Source organism: Alteraurantiacibacter buctensis (assembly GCF_009827655.1).
Lineage (GTDB): Bacteria > Pseudomonadota > Alphaproteobacteria > Sphingomonadales > Sphingomonadaceae > Alteraurantiacibacter > Alteraurantiacibacter buctensis.
Genome location: NZ_WTYV01000006.1, coordinates 98328 through 125048, shown reverse-complemented (window position 1 = coordinate 125048; position 26721 = coordinate 98328). Strand labels below are relative to the sequence as shown.

The window sequence follows — 26721 nt, the reverse complement described above, 5'->3', positions numbered from 1 at the left end:
GCTTGCTCACAGCAGAACCAACTGGTCGCGGTGGACCACGGCCGAGCGCGGGGCATAGCCCAGGATCGCCTGATGCTCCGATGTCGGGCGGCCCTGCAACTGGTGGCAGGCGGGCGCATCGTATTCGGCCAGCCCCTTGCCCAGCAGCGCGCCATCCTTGCGGCGGATGGCCACCAGATCGCCGCGCGCGAAGTCACCCTCCACGGCGGTGATCCCGGCAGCCAGCAGGCTGCCGCCCCGCGCCAGGGCCTGCTCCGCCCCGTCGTCGATCACCAGCGAGCCTTTCAGGCGCAGCCGCCCACCCAGCCACGCCTTCATCGCCCCGGCTTTGCGCACCGGCAGGAACAGCGTGCCCACGCCCCGATCGATCACGCGGGCGAGCGGGGCGTCCACCAGCCCGCTGCCGATGGTGAGGGCAATGCCGGCCAGGCCAGCCATCTCGGCGGCCTGCAGCTTGGACGTCATCCCGCCCGAGCCCATGCCGCTGGCCGAGCCGCCATCGGCCATGGCGTAAACTTCGGGCGTGATCCCCTGCACCGTCTCGATGCGGATCGCCCCGGGATCCCTGGGGTTGCGATCGTACAGCCCGTCCACATCGGACAGCAGGATCACCGCGCTGGCCCCGGCAGCCTGAGCTACCCTCGCGGCCAGCCGGTCGTTGTCGCCAAAGCGGATTTCCTGCGTGGCGACCGAATCGTTCTCGTTGATGATCGGCACCGCGCCAGCATCCAGCAGGCGGCCCAGCGTGGCGGTGGCGTTGAGGTAGGTGGGGCGGTTTTCCAGGTCCTCCAGCGTCAGCAGGATCTGCGCGGCAGCCAGGTCATGCGCGCCCAGCAGGTCCGCCCACAGGCCGGCCAGCGCGATCTGCCCCACGGCAGCAGCGGCCTGTGCGTCGGCCAGGCTGGCGCGGCCCCCGCCCTTCATGCCCAGCCGGCGCGAGCCGAGCGCAATCGCGCCCGAGCTGACCACGATCACCTGCTGCCCGCGCGCCCGCGCGGCGGCCAGTTCCGCCACCAGCCCCTGCAGCCATGCGCGGCGCGGCTGGCCCTGCTTGTCGACCAGCAGGGACGAGCCGACCTTGACCACCAGGCGGGGGGCAAGCGCGGGATCGGCCAGGTCGGCAAGGCGGGCGATGGTCATGTTGCGCCGCTTAGCGGGAACGCGTGGCCCGCGCAAATCGGCTGGCGGATGTCAGCCCAGCGGATCCCACGGCTTCTCCGGCGCTTCTTCCGCGCCTGCCTCGGCAGGAATCTCGTGCGGGTTTTCTGTCGCGGTGCGGGCGGGCAGGTATTCCAGCACGGCATCCATAAGCGCCTCGATCCCCTGCCCCGTCGCGCCGGAGATGGGGAACACGCGGTCCGCCCCCGCTGCCAGCAGCTCCGCCGCGAAGGCATCGGCCAGTTCGGCATCGGCCAGGTCGATCTTGTTCAGCGCCACCAGCCGCGCCTTGTTCTCCAGCCCGGCACCATAGGCCTCCAGCTCACCCTCGACGATGCGCATGGCCTCCACCGGATCGCCGGTGATGTCGATCAGGTGGATCAGCACGCGGCAGCGTTCAATATGGCCCAGGAACCGGTCTCCGATCCCCGCGCCATCGGCTGCACCCTCGATCAGGCCGGGAATGTCGGCCAGCACGAATTCGCGGCCCTTGTGCTGCACCACGCCCAGCTTGGGCACCAGCGTGGTGAAGGCATAGTCGCCCACCTTGGCGCGCGCATTGGAAACCGCGTTGATGAAGGTGCTCTTGCCCGCATTGGGAAGGCCCACCAGGCCCGCATCGGCCAGCAGCTTCAGCCGCAGCCATACCCACAGCTCCTCACCCGGAATGCCCTGCTGGTGCTGGCGCGGGGCGCGGTTGGTGCTGGTCTTGTAGCTGGCATTGCCGCGACCGCCCATGCCGCCTTCCAGCAGGACCACGCGCTGGCCCTCCTCGATCAGGTCGGCCAGGACGGTTTCCTGGTCCTCGGCCAGGACCTGGGTGCCCAGCGGCACCTCGATCACCAGGTCGGGCGCGCTTGCGCCGGTGCGGTTCTTGCCCATGCCGTGGTCGCCGCGCCTCGCCTTGAAGTGCTGGGTGTAGCGGAAATCGATCAGGGTGTTGAGGCCGGGCACGGCCACGAACACGATATCGCCGCCCTTGCCGCCATTGCCGCCATCGGGGCCGCCATATTCGATGTACTTCTCGCGCCGGAAGCTGACCGCACCGGGCCCGCCCCCGCCGGACTTTACATAGATTTTGGCCTGATCGAGAAAATGCATAGCAAAACGCCTAGAGTATAAGGGCCCCAAGCGAAAGCGTGGTGAAAAACCCGAGCACGGACCCGCAGGGTCCGCAAGGCCGAACGGCCGCCCGCAGCGAAGGCCAGCTATGCTGGCCGGGAGCGAGGATCGCACGCCCGGATAGGCGTGCTCAGAAACCTGGTGGAGCCGAGGGGGATCGAACCCCTGACCTCGTCATTGCGAACGACGCGCTCTCCCATCTGAGCTACGGCCCCGTTCCAGATTTCCGCGCAAGGGTGGCCCCATGCGAAGGCGCGCCTCTTAGCGAATGGGCCTGCCGCTTGGAAGGCCTAAAATCGCCTGCCGCCCGGCCGCAACCTCAGCGGCGAAGGAACCTCAGCGGCGGCGCGGCGTCGGCCCGGCGGGCAGCGGTTGCACCACCGGCGTGGTGATGCCCGCATCTGTCGCGGGGATGATCGGCACGGCAACCCCGGTCAGCGGATCGAGCACCTCGCCGGCAGGCAGACCGAGCACCCCGTCCTCCTGCGCGATCAGGCTGGTGGCGATCCCCAGCGCAGGCACCTGCTGGGTACCCCACACGGCGACATAGCCGGGCTGCGAGGCACCGTATTGCGCGCCATACTGCTGATCCCACGCGGCGGACTGGACCTGGTAGGCCTCGTAATCGGAGAAGAACCGTTCGAACGCACCTTCGAACTGCGGCAGATAGGCCGCCGCCAGGGCATTGGCATCGCTGGGCGCGGCATCCAGCATATAGGCCGAAAGCACCCGCGCCACGCCGCAGAAATCGGCCCGGGCGGGCGGCTGGGCGAAGTAGTTGTAGACCGATGTCATGCGCGCCTCGCGCGCACGCACGGCGGCGGCATTGCTGCTGTGCTGGCGGCGGGTGCGCCGGTCCAGCTCGCTGTTGGCAGCGGCCAGCGGGCGCCGGAAAGTGGTCAGAAAGGCCGAATAGCCTTCGATGATGCGGCCGTCCTCCGGCCCGTTGCAGTTGAGTGCGGCGACGTTCCAGCCGCTGCGGAAGTTCCACAGTGTTTCCACCGTATCGAGGTTGGCGTTCACTGTCATCCGCACGCCGTTGGCGTCCTTGCCCGGGATCTCCATCACATAGGGTGCGCCGCCCGGCGGGATCGGGCGATAGGGGATCGGTTCCGGCGTCACCTCAACCACCGGCGGCGGCGGGGGCGGCGGCGGCGGGGGCGGCGGCGCGGGTGTGGCGCAGGCGGCCAGCAGGGCCGAGCCCGTGGCTGCGGCGACGAGCGAAGCGCGCTCCTTTCGCGTATGGAAGACCATCGTTTACTGCCTCTCTCGTCCCGCGGCGCGCTGTTGCGGCAACCGCCCCGTTTGCATGAACCGCCTGCCTAGCGTGCTGGCAGGGCAATGAAAATGCCCGGGATGCATTTGCTGCACCCCGGGCACGATAAAGCGAATCGCTGCTGCGATGAGGCGAGTGGGTTACTCGCGATTGCCCAGGAAGCTGAGCAGGAACTGGAACATGTTGATGAAGTCCAGATACAGCGTCAGCGCGCCCAGGATCACCGCCTTGCCGGCGAAATCGGTGCCGCGCAGGTAGGCGTATTCGGCCTTCAGGCGCTGCGTGTCATAAGCGGTCAGACCGGCGAAGATCAGCACGCCCAGCGCGCTGATGGCCCACATCAGGCCGGGCGACTGCAGCCAGATGTTGAGCAGGCTGGCCACGATCAGGCCCACCACGCCCATGATCAGGAAGCTGCCGAAGCCGCTGAGGTTCTTCTTCGTGGTATAGCCATAGAGGCTGAGGCCCGCGAAGGCCGCCGCCGTGGCGAAGAAGGTCACCGCGATCGATTCCCCGGTGTAGACCAGGAACACCGTCGACAGCGACAGGCCCATCAGGGTGGCGAAACCCCAGTACATCGCCTGCAGCGTGGTCTTGCTGAAGCGCTGCGCGCCAAAGCTCATCGCGAAGACGATCGCCAGGGGCGAAAGGATGATCAGCCAGCGCAGCGCGCCGCCGGTCATCACCTGGGCTGCCATGCCGGAACCGGCAAACAGCATGGCGACGATACCGGTCAGCAGGATGCCGCTGGTCATGTAGTTGTAAATCGAGAGCATGTGCTTGCGCAGACCTGCGTCAAACACCGCCGCGTCGCCCTGTCCGGCGACCCCGGGCGCTCCGCCGAATCCCAGGCCGGTGGGCCGGGGTTCGTTCCAGTTAGCCATATAATACTCCATTCCGGCGCCGAGCGACGACAAGCCGGTAAGGGGAATATCGGAGCTTTATGCTCCACATTCAAGCAAAACCGGACTTGCGTCACCAGACTAACCGCTGGCTCCCGGTAGCAGTTCCTAGTCGCGCGCCTCGCGGGCCATCTCGGCGCTGCGGTCGCGCGCGGCGCGCAAGGTGTCGATCACCACGCGGCCCAGCGCCTCGCCGTTGTCGAGCACATCCAGCCCGGCGCGGGTAACGCCGCCCTTGCTGGCCACCATGTCGGCCAGCTTGCCCGGATCGTGCGGGGATGCGGCGGCAAGCGCGGAGGCACCCTCCACCATGGCCAGCGCCAGGCGGCGGGCCTGTTCTTCCGGCAGGCCCAGCCGCGTCGCGGCCGCGCCCAGCGCATCGATGAAGCGATAGACGAAAGCGGGGCCACTGCCGGCCAGGGCGGTGACCAGGTCGAACTTGTCCTCCCCGATCCATTCAGGCGTGCCCAGCGGCTGCATCAGGCCCACCACGGCCGCGGCCAGCGCCTCGTCGGTGCTGTCGGTCGCCAGCGCGATCGGGGCCTTGCCCAGCGCCACGGCCAGGTTGGGCATCACCCGCACCCGCGCGCGGGCTGCGGGGAAATGGCGTTGCAGCACGGCCAGCTCGATCCCTGCTAGCAGCGAGAGGACCGTGGTCCCCTCCCCCACCAGCGCGGCGATGCCGGGGGCGGCTTCGGCCAGGTTCTGCGGCTTGATGCCCAGCAGCACGGCATCGAACGTGCCATCCTCGGGCAGCGCGGGCAGGACCGGCATGCCGCCGGGGCCTTCGGTGCGCAAGGGATCGACGATGGTCAGGCGAGACGGGTTGAGGCCGTCGGCCAGCCAGCCTTCGACCATGGCCCCGGCCATGTTGCCGCAGCCGACGATGAGTATGGATTCGAGCATGAGCCGGACCTAGCCGCACTTTGCGGAACGGGGAAGCGGGCTGCGGCGAACTGCTGTGGACGGCAGGACTTCCGCGAGAGACTTCAGGCCTCGCCCGCAGCATCCACCAGCGCCGCATCCAGCGCCGCGCGCGCGGTCTTGTCGCCCCACAGCACGAACTGGAAGGCGGGATAGAACCGGTCGCATTCGGAAATCGCGTTGTCCACCAGCGCCTGGGCCATCGACAGGCTCAGCAGCCCGTCATCGCCCAGCATCGCGGCATGGCGATAGACCAGCACCCCGCCCTGGCTCCACAGGTCGAAATGGCCCAGCCACAACTGCTCGTTGGCCAGGGCCAGCAGCTCGCGCGCGGGATCCAGCTTGGCATCGGGCACGCGCACGTCGGGCAGGCACAGCAGTTGCAGCACCCGGTCCTCCGCGCGCCACACGCCGCGCACCTGGTAGGTGGTCCAACTGCCGGGAATCTCGGTGGTCACCTCGTCATCGCGGATGAATTCCACCGGCCAGCCATGGGCCTCGAACAGCGCGGCCAGCATGTCTACCGGTGCGGCATCGTCGGCCCGGTCATTATCGGATTGCGCGGTTCTCATGGGGCAGACCATGCGTTGCCGCGTGCCCCGGTGGCAATCGGCGCGGCTGTGGATGCAGGGGAGAACTGGCACAAGCCTGTTGGCAAGCTGTGCAGAAATAGCGGGGGAATCCTGTGACCAGGCTGGGGAAAACCTGCGGAAAACCGCCGTTTTCCCCCTGCCCGCACGGGCCGCCGGGTCAGTTCAGCGGCACCACTTCCTCACCCGCGCTGCTGGTGAAGCGGAAGGAATCGATGCCCTTTTCCTCAAGGTCGGTGACCATCTCATTGGCCTCGCGCACATTGGGGAAAGGCCCGATCAGCAGCCGGTTGGTCTGCCCCCAGCGCGCGCGATAGGGCTCGCGCCCGTTGAGCAGCGCGCCGCCGGTGCGGACCATGCGCCGCCAGTCAAACCGGAAGGCCTCCACGTTCTGCCCCGTGCCGACCTGCACCCAGATGCGGCTGGGATGGCGCGGCGGCGGGGGCGGCGGCGGGGGAGCAGGCGGTGGCGGCGGGCGCTCGCGGCGCACCTCGATCGCGGTGATATCGACGGCACCGGCGCGCGCGGCGGCAACCGGCACCACGCCGGCACGGGTGAATTCGGCAAAGGCCTCGGCAATGCTCTGCGGCGTTTCCTGCACCACCGGAGCAGGCGGCGGCGGCGCGCTGGCGACCACCACCGGAGCGGGCGGCGGAGAAGGCGGCGGCGCGCTGGCCACGACGACCGGCGCAGGCGGCGGTGGAGGTGGTGGCGGCGGCGGAGGCGGCGGCGGGGCAGGAGGCGGCGGAGGAGGAGGCGGCGGCGGTGGTGGCGGCGGCGGCAGTGGCGCGGGTGGCGACGAAGCCATCGCAATCGCCGGCAGTTCCCCTTCCGCACCGTTGCTGGCGGAACCAAGCGGGCGGCCCCCGGGAATCAGGCGGCTGTCCGAGCGGCCGGAAGGCGTGGTCGGCGTTTCGGCGCGGCGGGTCAGTTGCGGTTGTTCGCGGCCCACCTCCGCCATCGCCGGGAACTGGCCCAGGTTGCCTGCCGCCGCCTGCTGCGCCGGGGTCAGCGAACGCATCGTGCGCAGATAGGGAGCCATGCGCAGGGCCAGGCGCTGGGGCAGCATGGCCTCGGCAATCGCCACGCCTTCCTCTTCGCGGCCCAGCACGGCCAGGGCAAAGGCGCGCGTGCGATAGGCGGCCACGTCGCGCCGCTGGAGCAGCGGCAGCAGGGTTGCCTCGCTGGCCGCCTGGTCGCCCGCGATGGCAAAGCTGAGGGCCAGGCGACGCACGACCTCGTCGGTTTCCTGCTGCGAGAGCGCCACGCCATAGCGTTCCTGCGCCTCGGCATTGCGACCCACCAGGTCAAAGGCCAGCCCCTGTTCGGCGGCATAGGGGTCCAGCGGCTCGCCCGTCGCAGCGGCTTCCGCAAACAGGTCCAGCGCGGCTTCGGGCTGCTGGCGCTTGAGGGCAACCAGCGCGCGCACCGCCAGCACGGCTCCGTCACGCGGGGCGATGGCGGCGGCGCGCTCGGCAAAGCCGTTGGCCCCGTCCACGTCGTTCAGTTCCACCGAGGCGCGGGCGGCCTGCAACAGGTCGGGCAGCGAGGTGGGGGCGCGGGCGAGGCGGCGCATGGCTTCGGCCAGTTGCCCTGCCGCCGGATTGGGCAGCGGCTGCACCACTTCCTGCGCCGCCACTTCGGCGGACACGATTGGTGTGATCACGAGCGGCGCGCCCGCAAAGAGCAGCGCCGGCACCGTGCCGACTGCCCCCAGCCTGGCAAACCCGTCCTTCATCAGATCCATTCCAAGGGCCCTTGCGCCGCAGTTTCGCCGCAGCGCAAGGGCTATGCGATCACTGGTTGTTCTGGCGGCCCAGGAAGCGCGGGATGCGCATGGCCGAGCCGCTGTCGTCATCGTCATCATCGCCCGGCTCGTCGGCCGAGGACGCCGACCCGCGCGACAGGTTGGCCATGCGTTCGAACAACGTGCTGCCCGCAGGAGAAGCCGGGGCGGCGGGTGCGGGAGCAGCCGGGGCCGGTTCGGCCGCCGCGCTCTCGCCACCACCGAAGAAGCGCCGGCGGCGGCTCATGCCATCGTCCTGCGGTTCGGCCATGCGACCGGCGTCGAGCAGCAGCTCGTCATTACCGGCATCGGCCGGAGGCGCGGTGTCGCCCAGTTCCTCGGTCAGGTCGAACAGGCCGTCGTCATCCGCGGACTCATCCGGTGCGGAGGGCGCGAGCGGGGCGAAGCGGCTGTCGTCCACCGCCGGTTCCACAGCCGGCTCAGGTGCAGCCAGGTCCAGCTCGTCACGGGTGTCCTCGGCGGGCGGGAAGGCCAGTGCCGCCGCTGCGGGAGCCGCGCTACCACCCAGCGAGAACGAGCGGTTGAAGGCATCGTCCTCGGCCTTGTCGGCCGCCTCGTCGGCCAGCTCATCCGCCGGAGGCAGCGGCAGGGCGGGCTTCTTGGGGCCACGCCCCAGGCCCAGGCCCATGGCCTGCGGGGCGGAACGGGCGCCCTCCCCGGTGCTCTCTATACCGGTGGCGACCACCGAGACGCGGATGCGGCCATCCAGTTCCGGGTTGAAGGCCGAGCCCCAGATGATGTTGGCTTCCGGGTCCACCAGCTCGCGGATGTGGTTGGCGGCTTCGTCAACCTCCAGCAGCTTCATGTCCTCGCCGCCGATGATCGAGATGATCACGCCCTTGGCGCCCTGCATGCTCACGCCGTCGAGCAGCGGGTTGGCGATGGCGCGTTCAGCCGCTTCCAGCGCACGGTTGGGGCCTTCGCCCTCGCCCGTGCCCATCATGGCCTTGCCCATCTCGTTCATCACGCTGCGAACGTCGGCAAAGTCGAGGTTGATCAGGCCCGGCATCACCATCAGGTCGGTGATCGAGCGGACGCCCTGCTGCAGCACCTCGTCGGCCAGCATGAAGGCTTCCTTGAAGGTCGTCTCGGCCTTGGCCACCAGGAACAGGTTCTGGTTGGGGATGACGATCAGCGTGTCGACATGCTTCTGCAGCTCGTCGATGCCGGCCTCGGCGCTGCGCATCCGGCGCGTGCCTTCGAACAGGAACGGCTTGGTCACCACGCCCACGGTGAGGATGCCCTTGCGCCGCGCGATCTCCGCGATCACGGGTGCCGCACCGGTGCCGGTGCCGCCACCCATGCCCGCGGCGATGAAGACCATGTTCACGCCATCCAGCGCGCGCTCGATCTCTTCCACCGTTTCCTCGGCGGCGGCGCGGCCCACTTCGGGGCGCGAACCGGCACCCAGGCCCTGGGTGATATCCGGGCCCAGCTGGATGCGGTGTTCGGCCACGGCGTTGTTGAGCGCCTGGGCATCGGTGTTGGCGACGATGAAATCGACCCCTTCGATCTCCGCCTCGATCATGTTGGCGATGGCGTTGCCGCCCGCACCACCCACGCCGATCACCGTGATCCGGGGGCGCAGTTCTTCCACCGAAGGGGGTCCGATATTGATGCTCATGTCACTGCACTCCCGGGTGCCGATTGTGTGTTGGTAATCTTACGCTTGTGCCACAAAGCGAATCGCGGCGTTATCAGGTAATGCGCTATATCCACAGCCATGCGCGGCGTGCGATGAATGACCGCTAACCATCAGAAATAGGCCCGCATCGCCTGCCACACCTGGCGCACAAGCCCCAGGCTGTCCATCCGCGTGGTATCGGTGAAGCGGCTGCCCACCGCGCGGATGTCGATCGGGTCTTCGGCGGCATAGAGCGCCAGGCCCGCCAGGGTGGCGAAACCGGGCACGGCGTGCGCCTCGGGCAGGCCGCGCAGGGCCGGCGGGCGGCCGATCCGCACCGGCGTGCCCAGCACGCTCTGGGCATAGTCTGCCAGTCCCGTCATCTCGGCCCCGCCGCCGGTCAGCACCACCTGCCGCGCGCCGGCCTTGCCGGTGACGAAGCCCATGGCATCCAGCGCCCGGCCGATATCCCGCATCAGGGTGTCGAGTTCCCCGGTAATCACCGCGATCAGGCTGGCGCGGGCAATGCGCCCGTTGGCATCGGCCCCGCGCGCCACCACGCTGCTGCCGGCATCGTCCGGGCCGGTCACGCTCACCATCTCGCGGTGATCGTGCGGGCTGGCAATGGCCGAGCCGTTGACACACTTCAGCCGTTCGGCCTGGAAGCGGCGGATGCCGAAGGCGCTGGCCACGGCATCGGTAATATCGCCCGATCCGCGCGGGATGCTGGTCAGACCCACCAGCATTCCCCCGGCATAGACCGAGACATTGGTGACCGCCGCGCCCAGTTCCACCAGCGCCACGCCCAGGTCACGCTCCTCCTGCGTCAGGCAGGCGTAGCCGGCGGCGAGCGGGGTGGCGACCACGCCTTCCACCTCAAGGTGGGCGTTCTGCACCGCTTCGGTGACGTTGCGCACCGGGGCGCTGTCGGCCAGCATAACGTGGATATCCACGCCGAGGCGATCGGCATGCAGGCCCGTTGGGTTGGCCACGCCATCGGCCCCGTCGAGGAAATAACAGGCCGGCAGCGCGTGCAGCACGGTGCGCCCGTCGGGCTCCAGCCCGTCCCTCGCGGCCACCAGCAGGTGCTCGATGTCCTCTTCCTCGATCCGGCGGCCGCCGATGTCGATTTCCACCGGATTGATCGTGCTGGCAAGGCCAGCGCCCGAACAGCCGATCCACACCGAATTGACCGTGGTGCCGGCCAGCTTCTCGGCCCGCTCCACCGCATCGCGCACGGCATAGGTGGCGGCGGCCATATCGGTCACATAGCCGCGCTTGATCCCCTGGCTGGCGCGGTGGCCGCTGCCCAGCACGTGCATCTCGCCATCCTCCGCCTGCCCGGCGATCATCGCCGAGATGCGGAACGAGCCGATGTTGACCACGGCTATGACATTCGTGAAGCGCGGCTGGGCGGCCATCAGGTGTCTCCTGCGGAGGGGATTTCGGTCTGCTCGTCCTCGCCGTGGCCCGGCGCGCGCAGGTACATGCGCGGCGCGTTGCGCAGGTCGAAGGCCACGGCTTCGCCGCCGATCAGGCGGTGCATGCCATCGGCGCGGGCAAAGCTTATCAGCGCGGCGGCCGAGCGTTCGGCCCCTTCGGGCAGGGCCAGCGTCTGCCCGGTGGTGAAGGTCAGGTCCCAGCGGCGGTTGCCCACCCAGCGCGCGGCGCGCACTTGCGGACGCAGCGCGGGGGCAGCTTCCAGCAGGTGCGCCAGGTCGGCCACCTTGCTCTGCGCGCCCTCGCCCTCGATCACCAGCATGTCGCCCACCTGCGAGGCGGGGATCGGGTCAAGCTCGCGGCCCGTCTCGTCAATCAGCACCAGCCGGTCGGGGCGGCGCAGCACGGCGTGCGGCTGGCGTTCCACGATGTCGATCACCAGCATGTCGGGCAACTGGCGCGAGACGCGGGCATCCTTCACCCAGCTTATCCGCAGCAGTTCCTGGCGCAGCGCCTCCACGTCGACCAGCATCATCGACAGGTCCTGCCGGTCCAGCGCCCGCTCGTAGACCCGCGCCGGATCGAGCCGGTCGGTCCCGCGCACCGAGACGTTCTCCACCCGGTAGCCGGCATTGGCGGTGGCGCGCGCCACCTGCTGTTGGCCCAGCGCCCACAGGCCGGTGAGGCGCAGGACCACCACCAGCACGGTAAGCCCGGCAGCCACGATCAGCACGGTGAAGAAGCGGTGCCACTGCTCCTCGGTAAAGGGCAGCGCATTCATGGCCCGGTCGACCAGGCCGGAGCCCGCCGCGCGCGCCTTGCGCACCTGCCCCGCCCGCCCCTGGACGCGCGCCTGCTGGCGCACCCCGCTGGCGTTACGGGTGATGCGCTGGGCCATCAGCCTATGTCCTTCCCGAAGTGCTCGAGCGCGTCGGCCACGATCATCTCCACCAGCTCGCCATAGGAAATGCCGCAGGCGCGGGCCTGTTCGGGCACCAGGCTGAGCGCGGTCATACCCGGCTGGGTGTTGGTTTCCAGCAGGAACAGGCCGTCTTCCCCACGCTCGTCATCCCAGCGGAAATCGCTGCGCGACACGCCGCGGCAGCCCAGGCGGCGGTGCGCGGCGAGGGCATATTGCTGGCACAGCTTCGTGATCTCGTCGGGAATTTCCGCCGGGCAGACGTGCTGCGTCATGCCATCGGTGTACTTGGCGTCGAAATCGTAAAACCCGCTCTTGGGCACCAGTTCGGTCACCAGCAGGGCGCGCGCCTTGTCGCCCGCGCCCATCACGGCGGCGGTCAGTTCGCGCCCGCGGATATAGGGTTCGGCCAGCAGGGTGGAAAACTCCTGCCACGGACCGGTGGCGTCGCGGCGGATCGGGTTGCCGCAGTTGGACTGGTCGGTGACGATGGCCACGCCCACGCTGGACCCTTCGTTCACCGGCTTCAGCACATAGGGGCGGGCCAGCGGATCGGCGGTGTACAGGTCTTCGCTCTTCACAATGCGCCCGCCGGGCATGGGGATGCCGTGGGGCACCAGCGCCTGCTTGGTCAGTTCCTTGTCGATCGCGATGACCGAGGTGACCATGCCGGAGTGGGTATAGGGGATGCCCATCAGATCCATCATGCCCTGCACCGTGCCGTCTTCCCCCGGCACGCCGTGGAGCGCGTTGAACACCACATCGGGCTTTGCCTCGGCAAGCAGTGCGGCAATGTCGCGGTCCAGGTGGATGCGGGTCACCCGGTGGCCGCGCTCCTCCAGCGCATCGGCCACGCCGTTGCCGCTCATCAGGCTGACGGGCCGCTCGTTGGCCCAGCCACCCATCAGGACGGCAACATGCAGTTTCGGCAAGGTGCTCACGGTCTTCCCACTCGCTTGATTTCCCATTCCAGCGCCACGCCGGTTGTCTTGGCCACGCGGGCGCGCACTTCCTCGCCCAGGCCTTCGATGTCCGCGCTGGTGGCATCGCCGGTGTTGATCAGGAAGTTGGCGTGCTTTTCGCTGACTTGCGCGCCGCCACGGGTCAAGCCCCGGCAGCCCGCTTCGTCGACCAGTTGCCACGCCTTGCGGCCTTCTGGATTCTTGAAGGTGGAGCCGCCGGTCTTGCTGCGCAGCGGCTGGCTGGCCTCGCGCGCTTCGGCAATGCGGTCCATCTCCGCGCCGATGGCGGCGGGATCGCCCCGCGTACCGCGGAAGCGGGCGGACACCACGATGGCCCCTTCGGGCAGGCGCGAGTGGCGGTAGGAATAGTCGAGATCGGCCACCGGCAGCGTCACAAGTTCGCCGCCGGGCAGCACCACGTCGCAATCGACCAGGATATCGGCCACCTCGCGGCCATAGGCACCGCCGTTCATGCGCACGAAGCCGCCCACGGTGCCGGGGATGCCACGCAGGAATTCCAGCCCCGCGATCCCCGCATCGCGCGCGGTGGAAGATACCAGGATGCCCGGCGCCCCGCCGCCGCATTCCAGGATACAGTCGCGCTGCACCTCCACGCTGGCGAAAGCCTTGCCCAGCCGCACCACAACGCCGGGCACCCCGCCATCGCGGATGATCAGGTTGGAGCCAAGGCCGATCGCCATCACCGGGGTATCCTCCGGCAGGCGGGAGAGGAACTGCGTCAGGTCATCCACGTCGGCCGGTTCGAACAGCCAGTCGGCCGGACCGCCGCTCTTGAACCAGACAAGCTTGTCCAGCGGCGCGTGTGGGGTCAGCTTGCCCCGCACCGGCGGCATGGCCACCTTGCCCCAGCCCGCACCGGTCATGCCATAGGTCTGCTCGCCCGCCTGCATGGTCATGAGCCACGCTCCTTGCGGATGGCATCGGCCAGCCCTGCCGCCCACTTGGTGATGTCACCCGCGCCCAGGCACACCACGATATCGCCCGGCACGATGAGTGAAGCCAGTTCCTTCGCCAGCGCTTCAGGCCCGGCAATGGTGCTCGCATGCCGGTGGCCGCGCGCCTTGATGCCCGCCACCAGCGCATGGTTGTCAACGCCCGCGATCGGTGCCTCGCCCGCTTGATAGACGGGCGCGCCGTAGACAATGTCGGCATCGCCGAAGCAGCCCTGGAACTCCTCCATCAGGTCGCGCAGGCGGGTGAAACGGTGCGGCTGGGCCACCGCGATCACACGGCCGCCCGGCGCCACTGCCTCGCGCGCGGCGGACAGGACGGCGCGGATTTCAACCGGGTGATGGGCGTAATCGTCGATGATCCGCACCCCGTCCACTTCGCCCGCCAGGGTGAAGCGGCGGCGCACCCCGCCAAAGCGGGCAAACCCGGCGCGGATGGTATCGTCCGGGCACTCCATCTCGCGCGCCACGGCAATGGCGGCCAGCGCGTTCTGCACGTTGTGGCGGCCCGGCATCGGCAGCGCGATCCCGTCAATCCGGTGTTCGATGCCATCCCGGTCGCGGTGCACGGCATCGAAGCGGCTGGTGCCGCCCTCGGTCGTGATGTTCTCCGCCCGCACGTCGGCATGGGGGGAAAAGCCATAGGTGATTACCCGCCGGTCACGCACGCGGGCGATCAGCTTCTGCACCTCCGGATGATCGAGGCACAGCACCGCCGCGCCATAGAAGGGCACGTTCTCCACGAACTGCAGGAAGGCATCCTTCACCGCATCGAAGCTGCCGTAATGATCGAGGTGCTCAGGGTCGATGTTGGTGACGACGGCAATCGTCCCGTCCAGCCGCAGGAAGCTGCCGTCACTTTCGTCAGCCTCCACCACCATCCAGTCACTGCCGCCAAGGCGCGCGTTACTGCCATAGCTTTCGATGATCCCGCCGTTGATCACCGTGGGATCGACCCCGCCGGCATCGAGCAGGGTCGCGACCATGCTGGTGGTCGTCGTCTTGCCGTGGGTGCCGGCCACGGCCACGGTGTTCTTCAGCCGCATCAGCTCGGCCAGCATTTCCGCCCGGCGAACCACGGGAATGCGCCGTTCCAGCGCCTCCGCCACTTCGGGATTGTCGCGCTTCACCGCGGTGGAGGTGACCACAACGGCGGCCTGCCCCAAGTTGGCGGCGGCGTGGCCGATATGCACGGTGATGCCGCGCTTGCGCAGCCCTTCCACCACGTAGCCTTCGGCAATGTCGGACCCTTGCACGCTGTAGCCCAGGTTGTGCATCACCTCGGCAATACCGGACATGCCGATGCCGCCGATGCCCACGAAGTGGATCGTGCCGATATCGGTGGGGACGCCTTTCATGGCTGCACCCGCGCGGTGGCTGCCCCGCCCATCACGGCCCCGGCCACGGCCGCATCGGCCACGCGGATCACGTCCTGGATCGGCGCACCGCCGAAGCTCTCCAGAATGTCCGCCAGGTCCGCCGCTGCGTTGGGCCGGCCGCAGTTCCACGCCGCATGGGCCGCAGTGGCGAGCGCTTCCGGGTTCTGGGCGATGGCCTGGATCTGCTTGGCCAGTTCGGGGGCGGTAAACTTCTCCTGCCGGATCGAGCGCGCCCCGCCGGCCTTCACCATCTCGCGCACGTTGGCGGCCTGATGGTCATCGGTGGCAATGGGCAGCGGCACCAGGATCGCCGGGCGGCCCACCGCCGTCAGTTCGGCAATGGTGCTGGCCCCGGCGCGGCCGATGAACAGGTGGGCATCGGCCAGCCGCGCCTGCATGTCTTCGAAATAGGTGCCCAGTTCCGCCGGAATGCCGTGGCTGGCATAGCGCTGGCGCACCGCGTCAAGGTCTTCCGCGCGGCACTGCTGGGTCACCTGCAGGCGGCTGCGCAGTGCCGGGGGCAGCATGGCCAGCCCATCGGGCACCACTTCGGAAAGCACCCGGGCGCCCTGGCTACCGCCGGTCACCAGCACGCGGAACAGGCCGTCGGCCGTGAAGGCCGGAAACTCCAGGTCACGCAGCGTCATGACCTCGGGCCGCACGGGATTGCCGACCAGGTGGACCTTGCCCTGGTACTTCGGCTTAAGGCGCGCAACATCCGGGTAAGCGGTAGCAATGGCATCCACCCGGCCCGCCAGCAGGCGGTTGACCCGGCCCAGCACGGCGTTCTGCTCGTGGATCACGGTGGGGATGCCATCGGCCTGCGCGCCCAGCAGGGCGGGCAGCGCGGGGTATCCGCCGAAGCCGACCACGGCGGTGGGCTGGAACGTCTCGTACAGGCGGCGCGCCATCTTGCGCCCTTCCAGCACGGCGGCAAAGCCCCTGGGCCAGTGCAGCGGGTTCTTGCCGAAGCGGCCGGCGGGCAGCACGTGGGCGGGCAGGAAATCGGGCTTGCCGGGGATCGCCGCGCCGCGCTCGTCGGTCACCAGCGCCACGTGATGGCCGCGCGCCACCAGCTCTGCCGCCAGGGCGAAGGCGGGGGTCAGGTGGCCGCCGGTGCCGCCTGCCGCCAGGACATAGTGCCGCGAAACCGGGGTCATCGCCTGATCCTCTTGGGGCCGCCTTGGGGCAGCAGGAATTTCTCGCTACTCAGATACGGATTACGCCGCGTTACCGCCAGAAGCAGGCCCACGGTAAAGCACTGGGCGATGGTGGAACTACCGCCATAGCTGACCAGCGGCAGCGTCATTCCCTTGGACGGGAACAGTTGCAGGTTCATCAGGATGTTGATGAAAGCCTGCCCGCCGAACAGCGCGGTCAGCCCCGTGCCCGCCAGCACGATGAACAGCCGGTCTTCCGCCATCAGGCGCAGCACCACGCGCACCACGATGGCCAGGTACACCGCCACCAGCAGGGCGCAGGCCAGCAGGCCGAATTCCTCGCCCACCACCGAGAAGATATAGTCGGTATGCGCTTCGGGCAGGCGCATCTTGTTGGTGCCCAGCCCCAGCCCGGTGCCGGTCCACCCGCCGCCAAGCAGCGTGCGGCTGGCCAGGTCAACCTGGTCATAGGCGGTGCCCCCGCCGAAGAAGGCGTTGATGCGGTTGCGGCCGTTTTCATAGAAGATGTAGGCCAGCACCAGCAGGCCCAGCCCGGCCCCGGCCATCAGGCCCAGCCGCTTCAGCGGCAGGCCCGCCAGCAGCACCAGCACGAACCAGCAGCCCACGAACAGGATCGCCTCGCCCAGGTTGGGCTGCAGCATCAGCAGCACCACGATGGCCCCCAGCACGGTGCCTGAAATGCCGATCACCGGCAGCCCGGGATCTCGCGCCTGCCATGAAAGGATCCATGCGATCAGCACGGCAAAGGCGGGCTTGAGGAATTCGGACGGCTGGAACTGCACGCCAAGGTTCAGCCAGCGGGTGGCGCCGTTCTTCTCCACGCCGATCAGCGGCACCAGCACCAGGAAGGCCAGCATCAGCGCGGCCAGCAGGATCGATCCGCGCCGCGCGGTTTCCGGCGGTACCAGCGACGTGCCCAGCATGACCGCGATGCCCAGCACCTGCCAGCGCAGGTGCAGCCAGAACCAGTGCATGTCGCCCAGCGTCACATCATCGGTGGACAGGCGACCGGCGCTGGCGGGACTGGCCGCCATCACCGCCAGCGCGCCCAGCGCCATCAGGCCCAGCACCAGCGCCAGCAGCACCCGGTCGATCTCGCGCCACCAGATCAGCAGTTGCCGCTTGCGGTCCAGCGGGAAGGCCGTGGCGGCCGCAGCGCGCTGGCCGGCGCGGGGGACATAGGGACGCGCGCCGTTCATGCCTCACCCGCTCCGGCGGACTGCCCGGTGACCCGCGCCACGCAGTCGCGGAAGGCATCGCCGCGTGCCTCGTAGTCGCGGAACTGGTCAAAGCTGGCACAGGCCGGGCTGAACAGCACCACGTCACCCGGACGGACGGCCTTTGCCGCGCGGTCGGCGGCCTCGCACAGCATCTCGCAGCGTTCGACCCGGGTGTGGGGCGAAAGGATGTCGGCAAACATCGGCCCCGCCTCACCGATGGTATAGGTGGACGCCACGTTGCCGATGTAAGGCAGGCACTCGTCCAGGTTATCGGCCTTGGCAATCCCGCCGCAGATCCAGTGGACGCGGGGCTTGTCCGTGGCAGGCCAGGCAGCCAGCGCCGGGGCGGTGGAGGCAGCGTTGGTGGCCTTGCTGTCGTTCACCCACAACACGCCGTTGTGCTGGGCGATGATCTCCATCCGGTGCGGCAGGCTGCGATAGGAGGCGAGGCCTGCCTCGATCTGCTGGTCGCTGAGGCCCAGCGCACGGCAGGCAGCGCGGGCGGCCAGCACGTTCTCCAGGTTGTGCGGACCTTGCAGCGCGGGCCAGCGGCTCTGGTCCTCGGGCTGCGCGGGATCGACCGTGATGACCTGCTGCGGCAGGCCGGCCACCTGCGCCAGCGCTGCGGGCGTGGAGGCGGAGACAATCGCCACCTGCCCCGCCCTCTGCATGGCGAACAGCCGCCCCTTGCTGGCGGCGTAGGCATCGAAGCCGTCATACCGGTCAAGATGGTCGGGCGTGATGTTCAGCAGCACGGCCACATCGCAAGCTAGGCGATGCGTCAGGTCGATCTGGTAGCTCGACAACTCCAGCACATAGACCCCGCCTTCAGGCAGCGGATCGCGGCCCAGGATCGGGAGGCCGATGTTGCCCCCCATCAGCGCGGGCACGCCTGCCTGGCTCAGGATGTGTGTAACCAGCGCCGTGGTAGTGCTCTTGCCGTTGGTGCCGGTGATGCCGACCACCTTGTGCGGCGGAAGCTCCGCGCGAGCCTGCGCGAACAGTTCAATGTCCCCGATCAGCGGCACGCCCGCCGCGCGGGCCTTGTCCGCCAGCGGGTGTGTGTTGAGCGGAACGCCGGGGGACACGACCACGCCGTCGAAACCCGCCAGGTCGATCTCCATGGGATCGGCCAGCGTGCAGCGGCCCTCCAGCTTGGCGCGCGGGGTCTGCTGCCGGTCCCACGCGGTGACATCGGCCCCGCTGGCCAGCAGGCTTTCCACCGTGGCCAGCCCCGTGCGGGCGAGGCCGAGAACGGCGTATCGTTTTCCTGCGAAGGCGCGAGCCGTGATCACCTGAGCTTCAACGTGGCAAGACCGATCAGCGCCAGCACGATCGCGATGATCCAGAAGCGGATCACCACGGTCGATTCCTTCCAGCCGAGCTGTTCGAAATGGTGGTGGATGGGGGCCATGCGGAACACCCGGCGGCCGGTGCGCTTGAACCAGAAGACCTGGATGATGACCGATGCGGTCTCCATCACGAACAGGCCACCCACGATCAGCAGCACGATCTCGTGATGGCTGGCCACGGCCACCGCGCCCAGTGCCCCGCCCAGCGCCAGGCTGCCGGTATCGCCCATGAACACGGCGGCCGGGGGCGCGTTGAACCACAGGAAGGCCAACCCCGCGCCCATGATGGCGGTGCAGAACAGCGCCAGTTCTCCCGCGAGCGGGACATAGGGGATCCCCAGGTAATCCGAATAGTCGACGCGGCCGACCACGTAACAGATGATGGCAAAGGCCCCGGCGGCGATCACCACTGGCATGGTGGCCAGGCCGTCCAGCCCGTCGGTCAGGTTGACCGCATTGCCCATGCCCACGATCACCGTGGCGGCGAAGACATAATAGAATGGCCCCAGCGGGATCGACCGGTCAGAGAAGAACGGCACATAAACGTTGGTGTTGATCTCGCCCACGATCAGCCACGAGGCGATCCCCGCCACGGCGAATTCGGCCAGCAGCCGCGCCTTGCCGGACAGGCCCTTGTGGTGACCCTTGGTCACCTTGTCCAAGTCGTCGAGGAAGCCGATCACGCCAAAACCGGCGCACACCGCCAGGCAGGCCCAGACAAAGGGGCTGCTGAGGTCCATCCACAGCAGCATCGAGACCATCAGGCTGGTCAGGATCATCAGCCCGCCCATGGTGGGCGTGCCGCGCTTGGCCAGGTGGCTCTGCGGCCCGTCCTCGCGGATCGGCTGGCCCTTGCCCTGGCGCACGCGAAGCATGGCGATGAACTTCGGCCCGATGATCAGGCCGATCACCAGCGCGGTCATCAGCGCGGCACCGGCCCGGAAGGTCTGGTAGCGCACGAGGTTGAGGATGCCCTCGAAGTCCAGCAGTTGGGCGAGGTAGTAGAGCATGGTTCCGGTCGATCAGCCTTCCCGGGCGCTGAAGTGCGCCACCAGGCGCGACAGGCCGACGCTGTTGGAGCCCTTGACCAGCACCGCGTCCCCGCCTGCCAGGCCGAACTCCTCCAGCGCGGCGATTGCCTCGCCCGCATTGGCGCAATGGGCAAAGGGGAGCGGCTTGCCAAGCGTGGAAGCCAGCCCTTTCCCCAATTCGCGCGCGAGGGGCAGCATTTCCTCGCCCACCAGCACGGCATAGTCTACCTGCGCGCCCAGCAAGGGCTCCAGCAACTGGGCGTGGAAGGCGGGGCCGAAATCGCCCAGTTCCTTCATCGCGCCCAGCACCGCCAGGCGGCGGGTGGCGGGCGTCTGCCCAAGCTGCGCCAGGGTGGCGCGCATCGATGCGGGATTGGCGTTGTAGCTTTCGTCCACCAGCAGGGCATGGCCGCCGGGCACGGGAATGCGGCTGCGCGCGCCCCGGCCCTTCAGGCCGCCCATGCTGGCCAGCGCGAGGCCCGCCGCGCCCAGGTCGCCGCCGGCGGCGTGGACCGCCGCCATCACACAGGCCGAATTGGCCACCCAGTGCTCGCCCGGCTCGGCCACGGTGTAACACAGCCGCTGGCCCAGCAGCGAGGCGGTGACCAGCGATCCGCCGCCGGCATCGGCAATCACGTCCAGCAGGCGCACGTCGGCATGCTCGGCGCGGCCGAACGAGAGCACTTTCGCCCCCGCCGCCAGCGCCGCCTCGCGCAGGATTTCGTATTGCGGGCTGTCCGCCGGGATCACCGCCGTGCCGCCCGGTTGCAGGCCGCCGAAGATTTCCGCCTTCGCCCGGGCGATCCCTTCGATGGACCCCAGGTTCTCGATATGGGCAGGCGCAATGGTGGTCACCACGGCCACGTGCGGGCGGACCATGCCGGTCAGGTGGGCGATCTCGCCCGCGGCGCTCATGCCCATCTCGAACACGCCGAAGCGGCTGCGCGGTGGCATGCGGCTCAGCGTCAGCGGCACGCCCACATGGTTGTTGTAGCTGCGGATGGAACGGTGCGCCCCGCCCCGGCTGGTCCTCTCAAGAGATGCGAAGATCGCCTCCTTCACACCTGTCTTGCCAACCGAACCGGTCACGCCGATCACCGTGGCCCCGGCCCGCTCACGGCTGGCCTTGGCCAGGTCCTGGAGGGCCTGCATGGTATCGGCCACCAGCACGTGCGGGCCGTCCACCGGCCGGTCCACCAGTGCGGCGGCGGCACCGCTGGCGAAGGCTTTCTCCACGAAGCGATGGCCGTCCATCGCCTCGCCCTTGAGGGCCACGAACAGGTCGCCGCTTCTCACGTCGCGGCTGTCCATCTCCACGCCGCTAACCTGAAATTCACCATAAGCGGTCCCGCCGGTAGCCTTGGCGATCTCGGCGGACGTCCACAGGGCCAGCCGCTGGCGGTCGGCTGCATCGGCAGGCCAGCGCAGGATGGAAGCGAGCGCGTTCATGCTGGGGAAGCTCCTGCTAGCTCGGCAGCGCACTCGCGCGCCACGGCAACGTCATCGAAGGGCAGCACGCGGGTCTGGTCCCCGCGGCCGATGATCTGGCCCTGTTCGTGGCCCTTGCCGGCAATCAGGACGATGTCGTCCTTGCCCGCTGCGGCAATGGCGGCGCGGATCGCCTGGCGCCGGTCGCCGATCTCGGTCGCACCGGGGGCACCGGCCAGCACGGCGGCGCGGATGGCGGCGGGGTCTTCCCCGCGCGGGTTGTCGTCGGTCACGATCACCAGGTCGCTGCCCGCCACGGCGGCGGCACCCATGGGGCCACGCTTGCCGGTGTCGCGATCGCCGCCCGCGCCAAACACGGTAATCAGCCTTCCCGTCACGTGCGGGCGCAGCGCGGCAATAGCCGCCTCCAGCGCGTCGGGCGTATGGGCATAGTCGACATAGACCGGCGCGCCGCCCTGCGCGATCACCGCCCGCTCCAGCCGCCCGCGCACCGGTTGCAGGCGGGAAAGGGCATCGAACACGTGCGCCGGTTCACCGCCCGTCGCCAGCACAAGGCCGGCAGAGACCAGCGCATTGGCCACCTGATAGGCCCCGATCAGCGGGAGGCGCACCTTGCGGGTCACGCCTTCATAGACGATCTCAAGATCCTGACCCAAGTGACCGGGAACGCGTGAGACGAGGTGCAGGGTTTTCCCGCCCTCGCCCACCGTTAACAGCGCCAGGCCGCGCTGCTGCGCCACGGCCATGGCACGGGCAGACCATTCGTCATCGGCCCAGATCACCGCCGTGCCGCCATCGCGCACCACTTCGGTGAACAGCCGCATCTTGGCGGCGAAGTAGTCCTCCATGCCGGCATGGTAATCGAGGTGGTCGCGGCTGAGGTTGGTGAAGGCCCCGGCGGCCACGCTCAGCCCTTCGTTGCGGTACTGCGACAGGCCATGGCTGCTCGCCTCGTAAGCCACGTGGGTCACGCCCTCGCGCGCCAGCCCCGCCATGTTGGCCAGGAAACTGACGATATCCGGCGTGGTCAGGCCGGTGGACACGCTCTCGTCCGGCGTGGTCACGCCCAGCGTGCCGATGGAGGCAGCGGAGTGGCCGGCCATGCGCCAGATCTGGCGCGTCATCTCGACCGTGCTGGTCTTGCCGTTGGTGCCGGTGACGGCCACCAGCGTGGCGGGCACGGGGGTATAGAAGCGCGCGGCCAGCCGGGCGAAGGCGCGGCGTGGGTTGGCATCGGCCAGGTGCAGCGCGCCCGCGACATTCGCCTCCGGCCGGGCGACCACGGCGATTGCGCCGGCAGCCACGGCAGCGGGGATGAAGTCCTCGCCGTTGACCTTGGCACCCTCGAAAGCCCCGAACACGTTGCCCTGCGCCACCTTGCGGTGATCGATGGCAAAGCCGGTGACCACCTTCTCGCCATCAGGGCCGGAGCCGATCCCGTGGGCTGCGGCAAGCTCCGCCAGGCGCATCAGTCGCCGCCCCCGCCCACCAGCGGTTCAAGGTCGGTCAGGTCGATGTCGCGGCTTTCATCGGGCAGCACGCCCAGTTGCGGGCCGATGCGCGGGATCAGCCGCTTGACGATCGGGGCGGCGTTCCACGCGGCGGTGCGCTGGAAGCTGCTGGCTGCCGTGCCCTGCGGCTCGTCCAGCATGATGATGACGACATAGCGCGGCTGGTCCATCGGGAAGGCGGCGGCGAAAGTGGCCACCAGGCTGGACTTGCGATAGCCGTTGGCACCCGGCTTTTCGGCGCTGCCGGTCTTGCCGCCGACGCGGAAGCCCGGGGCATCGGCATTGCGGCCGGTGCCATAGACCGCGATCATGCGCAGCAACTGGTTCATCCGCGCGCTGGTGCTGGCCTTGAACACGCGGCGGCCGCGCGGGGCGTGGCCCGGCTCCACCCGCTGCAGGGTGGCCGGGCGCCACACGCCGCCGTTGACCATGGCGGCATAGGCGCTGGCGAGGTTGAGCGGGGTGACCGCGATGCCGTGGCCGAAGCCAACGGTCATGCCGGTGATGCGCGCCCAGTCGCCACGCGGCCACAGCGGCGCGCCGCGACCGGGCAGCTCGATATAGGGCCGCTCGTTCATGCCCATGTCGATCATGTAGCGGCGCAGCACGGCCGGCCCCATTTCGTCGGCGATCTGGGCCGTCACGATGTTGCTGGAATGGATCAGCGCCTGCGGAGCGTTGAGATAGGGCGCGCTGGCGTGGCTATCGCCGATCGACATGCTGCCAAAACGGATCGGGTTGCTGGCCTGGTAGGTGCGGGCAAGGTTGGTGATCGACCCGGTGTCGATCGCTGCGGCCACGGTCAGCGGCTTGAAGGTGGAACCCAGTTCATAGACCTGGTTGGTCACGCGGTTGAACACGCGCGGCATGGTGGGGCCGCCCTCGGTGCCGGGCGGGCTCATCAGATCGCTCGGCTGCACGTGGTTGGGATCGAACTGCGGCAGGCTGGCCATGGCTAGCACTTCGCCGCTGTCCACGTCCAGCACCAAGCCGGCAGCGCCCACGGCGTTGACCACCTGCATCCCGCGCGACAGCTCGTCCTCCAGCGCGCCCTGCACACGCACGTCGATGGAAAGTGCCGTGGGCTGGCCGCGCGTGGCGGGATCGGTCAGCCGGTCATTGAGCACCTGCTCCATGCCCACGCGGCCCTGGCCATCCTGCAGGTAGCCCAGCACGTGGGCGGCAAGCGCCCCTTGCGGGTAATAGCGGTCACGCTCGCGCGGGAGTTCCAGCGCCAGCTCGCCGATGTCCTGCACGCGGTTGGCATCCTCGGGCAGTACGCGGCGGCGCAGGTAGACGGGCTCGCCACCGGTCAGCTTTTCGACCAACTCCACCTCGTCCAGGTCCGGGAAGATGGCCTTCAGTTCGGCGGCCACCTGTTGCGGGCTCTTGACCAGCGGCGCGCCGCCATCGTCCATCGCCTGCGGGTTGAACCACAGGGCATAGGCGGGGAAGGCGCGCGCCAGCGGCACCCCGTTGCGATCGGTCAGTTCGCCGCGCGGGGGCAGCAGCGCCTCGGCCATGCTGGCCTGTGCGGGGGCGGGCTGGACCACGCCCAGCCAACCGATCCGCAGCACGGCCACGCCGGCCACGGCCACGAAGGCCCCGCCCACCATCAGCGCGCGCAGGCGGGCCAGCAGCAGGGCGCTGCGGCGATAGTCGACTATGCGGGTATGCCGCCCGTTGCGGGGCTGCGGCGGCTTGGTCGTCACGATCCGCTGGCCAGGGGCCGAACCACCGGTGCGGCCGAAACCGGAGAAGGCGGTGGTCAGGCTCATGCTCAGTTCCCCCCCAGCATCACGCGCACCGTGCCTCGGTTGCCGGCAGGTGCATTGAGCGGCGCGCGGGCCGTGGCGCCGGTGACGGCGGCCAGCACGGTGGGCGCTTCGTCATCGCGCGCGGCGGCGGGGCGCACCAGGTCCTCGTCCAGCGGCTCGCCCGTGATGGGGGACACCAGCCGGGGGAACGGGGCCACTTCCTGGTCGGCCGAGAAGCTGGCCAAGCGCATGGCATCCTCGCGCCCCTGTTCGCCATCGGCACCGAAGGCGGCCAGTTGCCGCTCGCTGGCAATGAACTGGTCGGCGCGCGGGGCGGAATAGCCGAAGTCCACCCGGTTCCACGCCGCCAGTTGCGCCTGGCTGCTGCGCGTGAGGAACTCGGTCTCCAGCAGCAGCTTGGACTGCTCCAGCGCCACGATCCGGCGCTCGGCGCGCTTGACCTCGCTGGAGACGGACCAGACCTGCAGGTGCAGCAGGCCATACAGCAACGTGCACACCGTCAGCATGGCAACCCAGCCGATGCGGCGGAAACGGGCTTGCGGGGTCATGCGGCCTTCTCCTTCTGGCGGGGTGCGGGGGCGGCGGTGCGGATGGCAGCGCGCAGGGTGGCAGAGCGGGCGCGAGGGTTGCGCTCGCATTCGGCAGCGCTCGGGCGCACCGCCTTGGCAGGGGTGGCAAAGGTGGCCGGGCGGCTGGCGGGCATGTCCGGCAGGTGGCGGCTGGCGCGCCCGCCGGCATTGGCGGCATCGCGCAGGAAGCGCTTGACGATGCGATCCTCCAGGCTGTGGAAGCTGACCACGGCCAGCCGCCCGCCCTCGTTCAGCAGTGCCTCGGCCGCGCCCAGGCCCGCTTCCAGCTCGTCCAGTTCGCCGTTCACGTGGATGCGGATCGCCTGGAAGCTGCGGGTGGCAGGGTCCTTGGGCATCCCGGCGCGATAGCCCAGCGCACGGCGCACGACGTCGGCCAGTTGCCCGGTGGTCTCCAGCGGGCGGGCGGCCACGATGGCGCGGGCAACGCGGCGCGACTGGCGCTCCTCGCCATAGGTATAGAGCACGTCGGCAATCTCGCCCTCGCCCGCCGTGTTCAGGAAATCGGCCGCATCGGGCTTGCCCTGGTCCATCCGCATCGACAGGGGGCCGTTGAGCGAAAAGGCAAAGCCGCGCTCCGCCCGGTCAAGCTGCATGGAGGAGACGCCGATATCCATCGCCACGCCGTCCACCCGCTCGACCCCGGCGGCGGTCATCGCCTCCCACATCTCGGAGAAGCGGCGCGGGTGCAGCACCAGGCGCGGCGGGTTTTCCTGCGTTTCGGGCCAGCGCGCGCCATCGGCAATGGCATCGGGATCGCGGTCGAAGGCGTGGACCGTGGCGCCGGCATCCAGGAAGGCACGGGTATAGCCGCCCGCGCCGAAGGTGGCATCGATGATCACGTCACCCGGCTGGATCGCCAGCGCGGCCAGAACTTCGTCCAGCAGCACGGGGACGTGGGGGGCGGCGCTCATTTGCCTTTCCCCTTGGCCAGCGCCTCTTCCATTTCCTGTTCGCAGTAGATCTTGAACACCGCGAACTCGTCACCCAGGGCCAGCAGTACCTGCGGGTTCCACATAGTGATCACGTCACCCACGCCGTGGAAATAGATCTGGTCGGTGATCTTCCCCAGCTTCACCGAGGACGGGTTCATCACGAAGCGGCCGCTGGCATCGAACAAGTGGCGCTTGAAGCTCCACAGGTTGGCCTTGCGCAACGCGCGGTTGAACGGCTCGCCATTGGCGCGGGCTTCGGCCTGCTGCTCGTCCAGGATGGCATCGAACTGGGCCACGCGGTCGCCGCCGAAGCCGACCAGGCAGGGCCAGCTTTCGTGCAGGCCCACGTTCAGCACGCGGTCGCCGCTGGCGTGGGCAATGGCGTTGCGCATGTCGGCGGGCAGCACGAACCGGTCTCCCCCGCCCTTCAGCGAGAAGCCCTGTCCGCCAAAACCTGCCGCAGCCTGCGCCAAGCGCCCAACCCCCCTGAATTTCGGTCCCGAAACCCCACGCCGTCCCGGACACGCCTTCCCCGCCGCGAGCCGCGCAGGTGCGCGGCCCGGTCATCCACGGAATCGGGATGCATTACGGGCGCCATGTCCG

23 protein-coding genes and 1 tRNA gene are annotated in these 26721 nt (G+C 69.2%); all 24 read right to left on the bottom strand.

The genetic code is table 11. The features are described from left to right. Window positions 1–6: 6 nt before the first annotated feature. Window positions 7–1140, bottom strand: coding sequence for a glutamate 5-kinase (gene proB / locus GRI99_RS14315; protein WP_160772746.1), 1134 nt, complete (start codon window positions 1138–1140; stop codon window positions 7–9). A gap of 51 nt (window positions 1141–1191) precedes the next feature. After that, window positions 1192–2259: a GTPase ObgE gene (gene obgE / locus GRI99_RS14310; protein ID WP_160772745.1), complete on the bottom strand. Its 1068-nt coding sequence runs from the start codon at window positions 2257–2259 to the stop codon at window positions 1192–1194. Between the two features lie 160 nt (window positions 2260–2419). Beyond that, window positions 2420–2495: transfer RNA gene (locus GRI99_RS14305), tRNA-Ala, on the bottom strand. A gap of 121 nt (window positions 2496–2616) precedes the next feature. Continuing rightward, a complete protein-coding gene (locus tag GRI99_RS14300; RefSeq protein WP_160772744.1) occupies window positions 2617–3534 on the bottom strand; it encodes a hypothetical protein in 918 nt (305 codons plus the stop codon). Window positions 3535–3696: 162 nt separating this feature from the next. Further along, window positions 3697–4440 carry a Bax inhibitor-1/YccA family protein gene (locus GRI99_RS14295; RefSeq protein ID WP_160772743.1) on the bottom strand — a complete coding sequence of 248 codons (744 nt, stop codon included), beginning with the start codon at window positions 4438–4440 and terminating at the stop codon, window positions 3697–3699. Window positions 4441–4566: 126 nt separating this feature from the next. Further along, complete coding sequence (locus GRI99_RS14290) at window positions 4567–5364, bottom strand: pyrroline-5-carboxylate reductase family protein (RefSeq protein ID WP_160772742.1); 798 nt, start codon at window positions 5362–5364, stop codon at window positions 4567–4569. 83 nt (window positions 5365–5447) lie between these two features. After that, window positions 5448–5954, bottom strand: a complete 507-nt coding sequence (locus GRI99_RS14285; RefSeq protein WP_160772741.1) for a type III secretion system chaperone family protein — start codon at window positions 5952–5954, stop codon at window positions 5448–5450. A 178-nt stretch (window positions 5955–6132) separates the two neighbouring features. Next, on the bottom strand, window positions 6133–7719 hold the full coding sequence (locus GRI99_RS18520; RefSeq protein WP_202393114.1) for a tetratricopeptide repeat protein: 1587 nt from the start codon (window positions 7717–7719) through the stop codon (window positions 6133–6135). 49 nt (window positions 7720–7768) lie between these two features. Continuing rightward, entirely contained in the window at window positions 7769–9403 is a 1635-nt protein-coding gene (gene ftsZ / locus GRI99_RS14275; RefSeq protein WP_160772740.1) for a cell division protein FtsZ, read from the bottom strand. A 131-nt stretch (window positions 9404–9534) separates the two neighbouring features. Continuing rightward, window positions 9535–10824: a cell division protein FtsA gene (ftsA, locus tag GRI99_RS14270; protein WP_160772739.1), complete on the bottom strand. Its 1290-nt coding sequence runs from the start codon at window positions 10822–10824 to the stop codon at window positions 9535–9537. Then, the gene (locus tag GRI99_RS14265) at window positions 10824–11741 is read right to left on the bottom strand and encodes a cell division protein FtsQ/DivIB (RefSeq protein ID WP_160772738.1); all 918 of its coding nucleotides are present in this window, start codon (window positions 11739–11741) and stop codon (window positions 10824–10826) included. The genes ftsA and GRI99_RS14265 overlap by 1 nt, the downstream gene beginning before the upstream one ends. Further along, entirely contained in the window at window positions 11741–12730 is a 990-nt protein-coding gene (locus GRI99_RS14260) for a D-alanine--D-alanine ligase (RefSeq protein ID WP_160772737.1), read from the bottom strand. The genes GRI99_RS14265 and GRI99_RS14260 overlap by 1 nt, the downstream gene beginning before the upstream one ends. After that, complete coding sequence (gene murB / locus GRI99_RS14255) at window positions 12700–13608, bottom strand: UDP-N-acetylmuramate dehydrogenase (protein WP_160772891.1); 909 nt, start codon at window positions 13606–13608, stop codon at window positions 12700–12702. The genes GRI99_RS14260 and murB overlap by 31 nt, the downstream gene beginning before the upstream one ends. A gap of 29 nt (window positions 13609–13637) precedes the next feature. After that, entirely contained in the window at window positions 13638–15053 is a 1416-nt protein-coding gene (gene murC / locus GRI99_RS14250; protein WP_160772736.1) for a UDP-N-acetylmuramate--L-alanine ligase, read from the bottom strand. Continuing rightward, a complete protein-coding gene (gene murG, locus GRI99_RS14245) occupies window positions 15050–16234 on the bottom strand; it encodes an undecaprenyldiphospho-muramoylpentapeptide beta-N-acetylglucosaminyltransferase (RefSeq protein ID WP_160772735.1) in 1185 nt (394 codons plus the stop codon). The genes murC and murG overlap by 4 nt, the downstream gene beginning before the upstream one ends. Continuing rightward, on the bottom strand, window positions 16231–17454 hold the full coding sequence (locus GRI99_RS14240) for an FtsW/RodA/SpoVE family cell cycle protein (RefSeq protein WP_160772734.1): 1224 nt from the start codon (window positions 17452–17454) through the stop codon (window positions 16231–16233). Before GRI99_RS14240 ends, murG begins: the two co-directional genes overlap by 4 nt. Next, window positions 17451–18770, bottom strand: coding sequence for a UDP-N-acetylmuramoyl-L-alanine--D-glutamate ligase (gene murD / locus GRI99_RS14235; RefSeq protein ID WP_160772733.1), 1320 nt, complete (start codon window positions 18768–18770; stop codon window positions 17451–17453). The genes GRI99_RS14240 and murD overlap by 4 nt, the downstream gene beginning before the upstream one ends. Then, on the bottom strand, window positions 18767–19837 hold the full coding sequence (mraY, locus tag GRI99_RS14230) for a phospho-N-acetylmuramoyl-pentapeptide-transferase (RefSeq protein ID WP_160772732.1): 1071 nt from the start codon (window positions 19835–19837) through the stop codon (window positions 18767–18769). The genes murD and mraY overlap by 4 nt, the downstream gene beginning before the upstream one ends. 12 nt (window positions 19838–19849) lie before the next feature. Further along, on the bottom strand, window positions 19850–21307 hold the full coding sequence (locus GRI99_RS14225) for a UDP-N-acetylmuramoyl-tripeptide--D-alanyl-D-alanine ligase (RefSeq protein ID WP_160772731.1): 1458 nt from the start codon (window positions 21305–21307) through the stop codon (window positions 19850–19852). Next, on the bottom strand, window positions 21304–22776 hold the full coding sequence (locus GRI99_RS14220; protein WP_160772730.1) for a UDP-N-acetylmuramoyl-L-alanyl-D-glutamate--2,6-diaminopimelate ligase: 1473 nt from the start codon (window positions 22774–22776) through the stop codon (window positions 21304–21306). Before GRI99_RS14220 ends, GRI99_RS14225 begins: the two co-directional genes overlap by 4 nt. Next, the gene (locus GRI99_RS14215) at window positions 22776–24596 is read right to left on the bottom strand and encodes a peptidoglycan D,D-transpeptidase FtsI family protein (protein ID WP_160772729.1); all 1821 of its coding nucleotides are present in this window, start codon (window positions 24594–24596) and stop codon (window positions 22776–22778) included. Before GRI99_RS14215 ends, GRI99_RS14220 begins: the two co-directional genes overlap by 1 nt. Window positions 24597–24598: 2 nt before the next feature. After that, the gene (locus GRI99_RS14210) at window positions 24599–25144 is read right to left on the bottom strand and encodes a hypothetical protein (protein WP_160772728.1); all 546 of its coding nucleotides are present in this window, start codon (window positions 25142–25144) and stop codon (window positions 24599–24601) included. Continuing rightward, the gene (gene rsmH, locus GRI99_RS14205) at window positions 25141–26097 is read right to left on the bottom strand and encodes a 16S rRNA (cytosine(1402)-N(4))-methyltransferase RsmH (protein ID WP_160772727.1); all 957 of its coding nucleotides are present in this window, start codon (window positions 26095–26097) and stop codon (window positions 25141–25143) included. The genes GRI99_RS14210 and rsmH overlap by 4 nt, the downstream gene beginning before the upstream one ends. Beyond that, window positions 26094–26591, bottom strand: coding sequence for a division/cell wall cluster transcriptional repressor MraZ (locus tag GRI99_RS14200; protein ID WP_160772726.1), 498 nt, complete (start codon window positions 26589–26591; stop codon window positions 26094–26096). The genes rsmH and GRI99_RS14200 overlap by 4 nt, the downstream gene beginning before the upstream one ends. Window positions 26592–26721 lie beyond the last annotated feature (130 nt).

What these genes read in the sequence shown, in the direction of transcription:
- proB (WP_160772746.1), bottom strand. Translation starts at nt 1,140, where the DNA reads ATGACCATCGCCCGCCTTGCCGACCTGGCCGATCCCGCGCTTGCCCCC.
- obgE (WP_160772745.1), bottom strand. Translation starts at nt 2,259, where the DNA reads ATGCATTTTCTCGATCAGGCCAAAATCTATGTAAAGTCCGGCGGGGGC.
- GRI99_RS14300 (WP_160772744.1), bottom strand. Translation starts at nt 3,534, where the DNA reads ATGGTCTTCCATACGCGAAAGGAGCGCGCTTCGCTCGTCGCCGCAGCC.
- GRI99_RS14295 (WP_160772743.1), bottom strand. Translation starts at nt 4,440, where the DNA reads ATGGCTAACTGGAACGAACCCCGGCCCACCGGCCTGGGATTCGGCGGA.
- GRI99_RS14290 (WP_160772742.1), bottom strand. Translation starts at nt 5,364, where the DNA reads ATGCTCGAATCCATACTCATCGTCGGCTGCGGCAACATGGCCGGGGCC.
- GRI99_RS14285 (WP_160772741.1), bottom strand. Translation starts at nt 5,954, where the DNA reads ATGAGAACCGCGCAATCCGATAATGACCGGGCCGACGATGCCGCACCG.
- GRI99_RS18520 (WP_202393114.1), bottom strand. Translation starts at nt 7,719, where the DNA reads ATGGATCTGATGAAGGACGGGTTTGCCAGGCTGGGGGCAGTCGGCACG.
- ftsZ (WP_160772740.1), bottom strand. Translation starts at nt 9,403, where the DNA reads ATGAGCATCAATATCGGACCCCCTTCGGTGGAAGAACTGCGCCCCCGG.
- ftsA (WP_160772739.1), bottom strand. Translation starts at nt 10,824, where the DNA reads ATGGCCGCCCAGCCGCGCTTCACGAATGTCATAGCCGTGGTCAACATC.
- GRI99_RS14265 (WP_160772738.1), bottom strand. Translation starts at nt 11,741, where the DNA reads ATGGCCCAGCGCATCACCCGTAACGCCAGCGGGGTGCGCCAGCAGGCG.
- GRI99_RS14260 (WP_160772737.1), bottom strand. Translation starts at nt 12,730, where the DNA reads ATGGGAAATCAAGCGAGTGGGAAGACCGTGAGCACCTTGCCGAAACTG.
- murB (WP_160772891.1), bottom strand. Translation starts at nt 13,608, where the DNA reads ATGACCGGTGCGGGCTGGGGCAAGGTGGCCATGCCGCCGGTGCGGGGC.
- murC (WP_160772736.1), bottom strand. Translation starts at nt 15,053, where the DNA reads ATGAAAGGCGTCCCCACCGATATCGGCACGATCCACTTCGTGGGCATC.
- murG (WP_160772735.1), bottom strand. Translation starts at nt 16,234, where the DNA reads ATGACCCCGGTTTCGCGGCACTATGTCCTGGCGGCAGGCGGCACCGGC.
- GRI99_RS14240 (WP_160772734.1), bottom strand. Translation starts at nt 17,454, where the DNA reads ATGAACGGCGCGCGTCCCTATGTCCCCCGCGCCGGCCAGCGCGCTGCG.
- mraY (WP_160772732.1), bottom strand. Translation starts at nt 19,837, where the DNA reads ATGCTCTACTACCTCGCCCAACTGCTGGACTTCGAGGGCATCCTCAAC.
- GRI99_RS14225 (WP_160772731.1), bottom strand. Translation starts at nt 21,307, where the DNA reads ATGAACGCGCTCGCTTCCATCCTGCGCTGGCCTGCCGATGCAGCCGAC.
- GRI99_RS14220 (WP_160772730.1), bottom strand. Translation starts at nt 22,776, where the DNA reads ATGCGCCTGGCGGAGCTTGCCGCAGCCCACGGGATCGGCTCCGGCCCT.
- GRI99_RS14215 (WP_160772729.1), bottom strand. Translation starts at nt 24,596, where the DNA reads ATGAGCCTGACCACCGCCTTCTCCGGTTTCGGCCGCACCGGTGGTTCG.
- GRI99_RS14210 (WP_160772728.1), bottom strand. Translation starts at nt 25,144, where the DNA reads ATGACCCCGCAAGCCCGTTTCCGCCGCATCGGCTGGGTTGCCATGCTG.
- rsmH (WP_160772727.1), bottom strand. Translation starts at nt 26,097, where the DNA reads ATGAGCGCCGCCCCCCACGTCCCCGTGCTGCTGGACGAAGTTCTGGCC.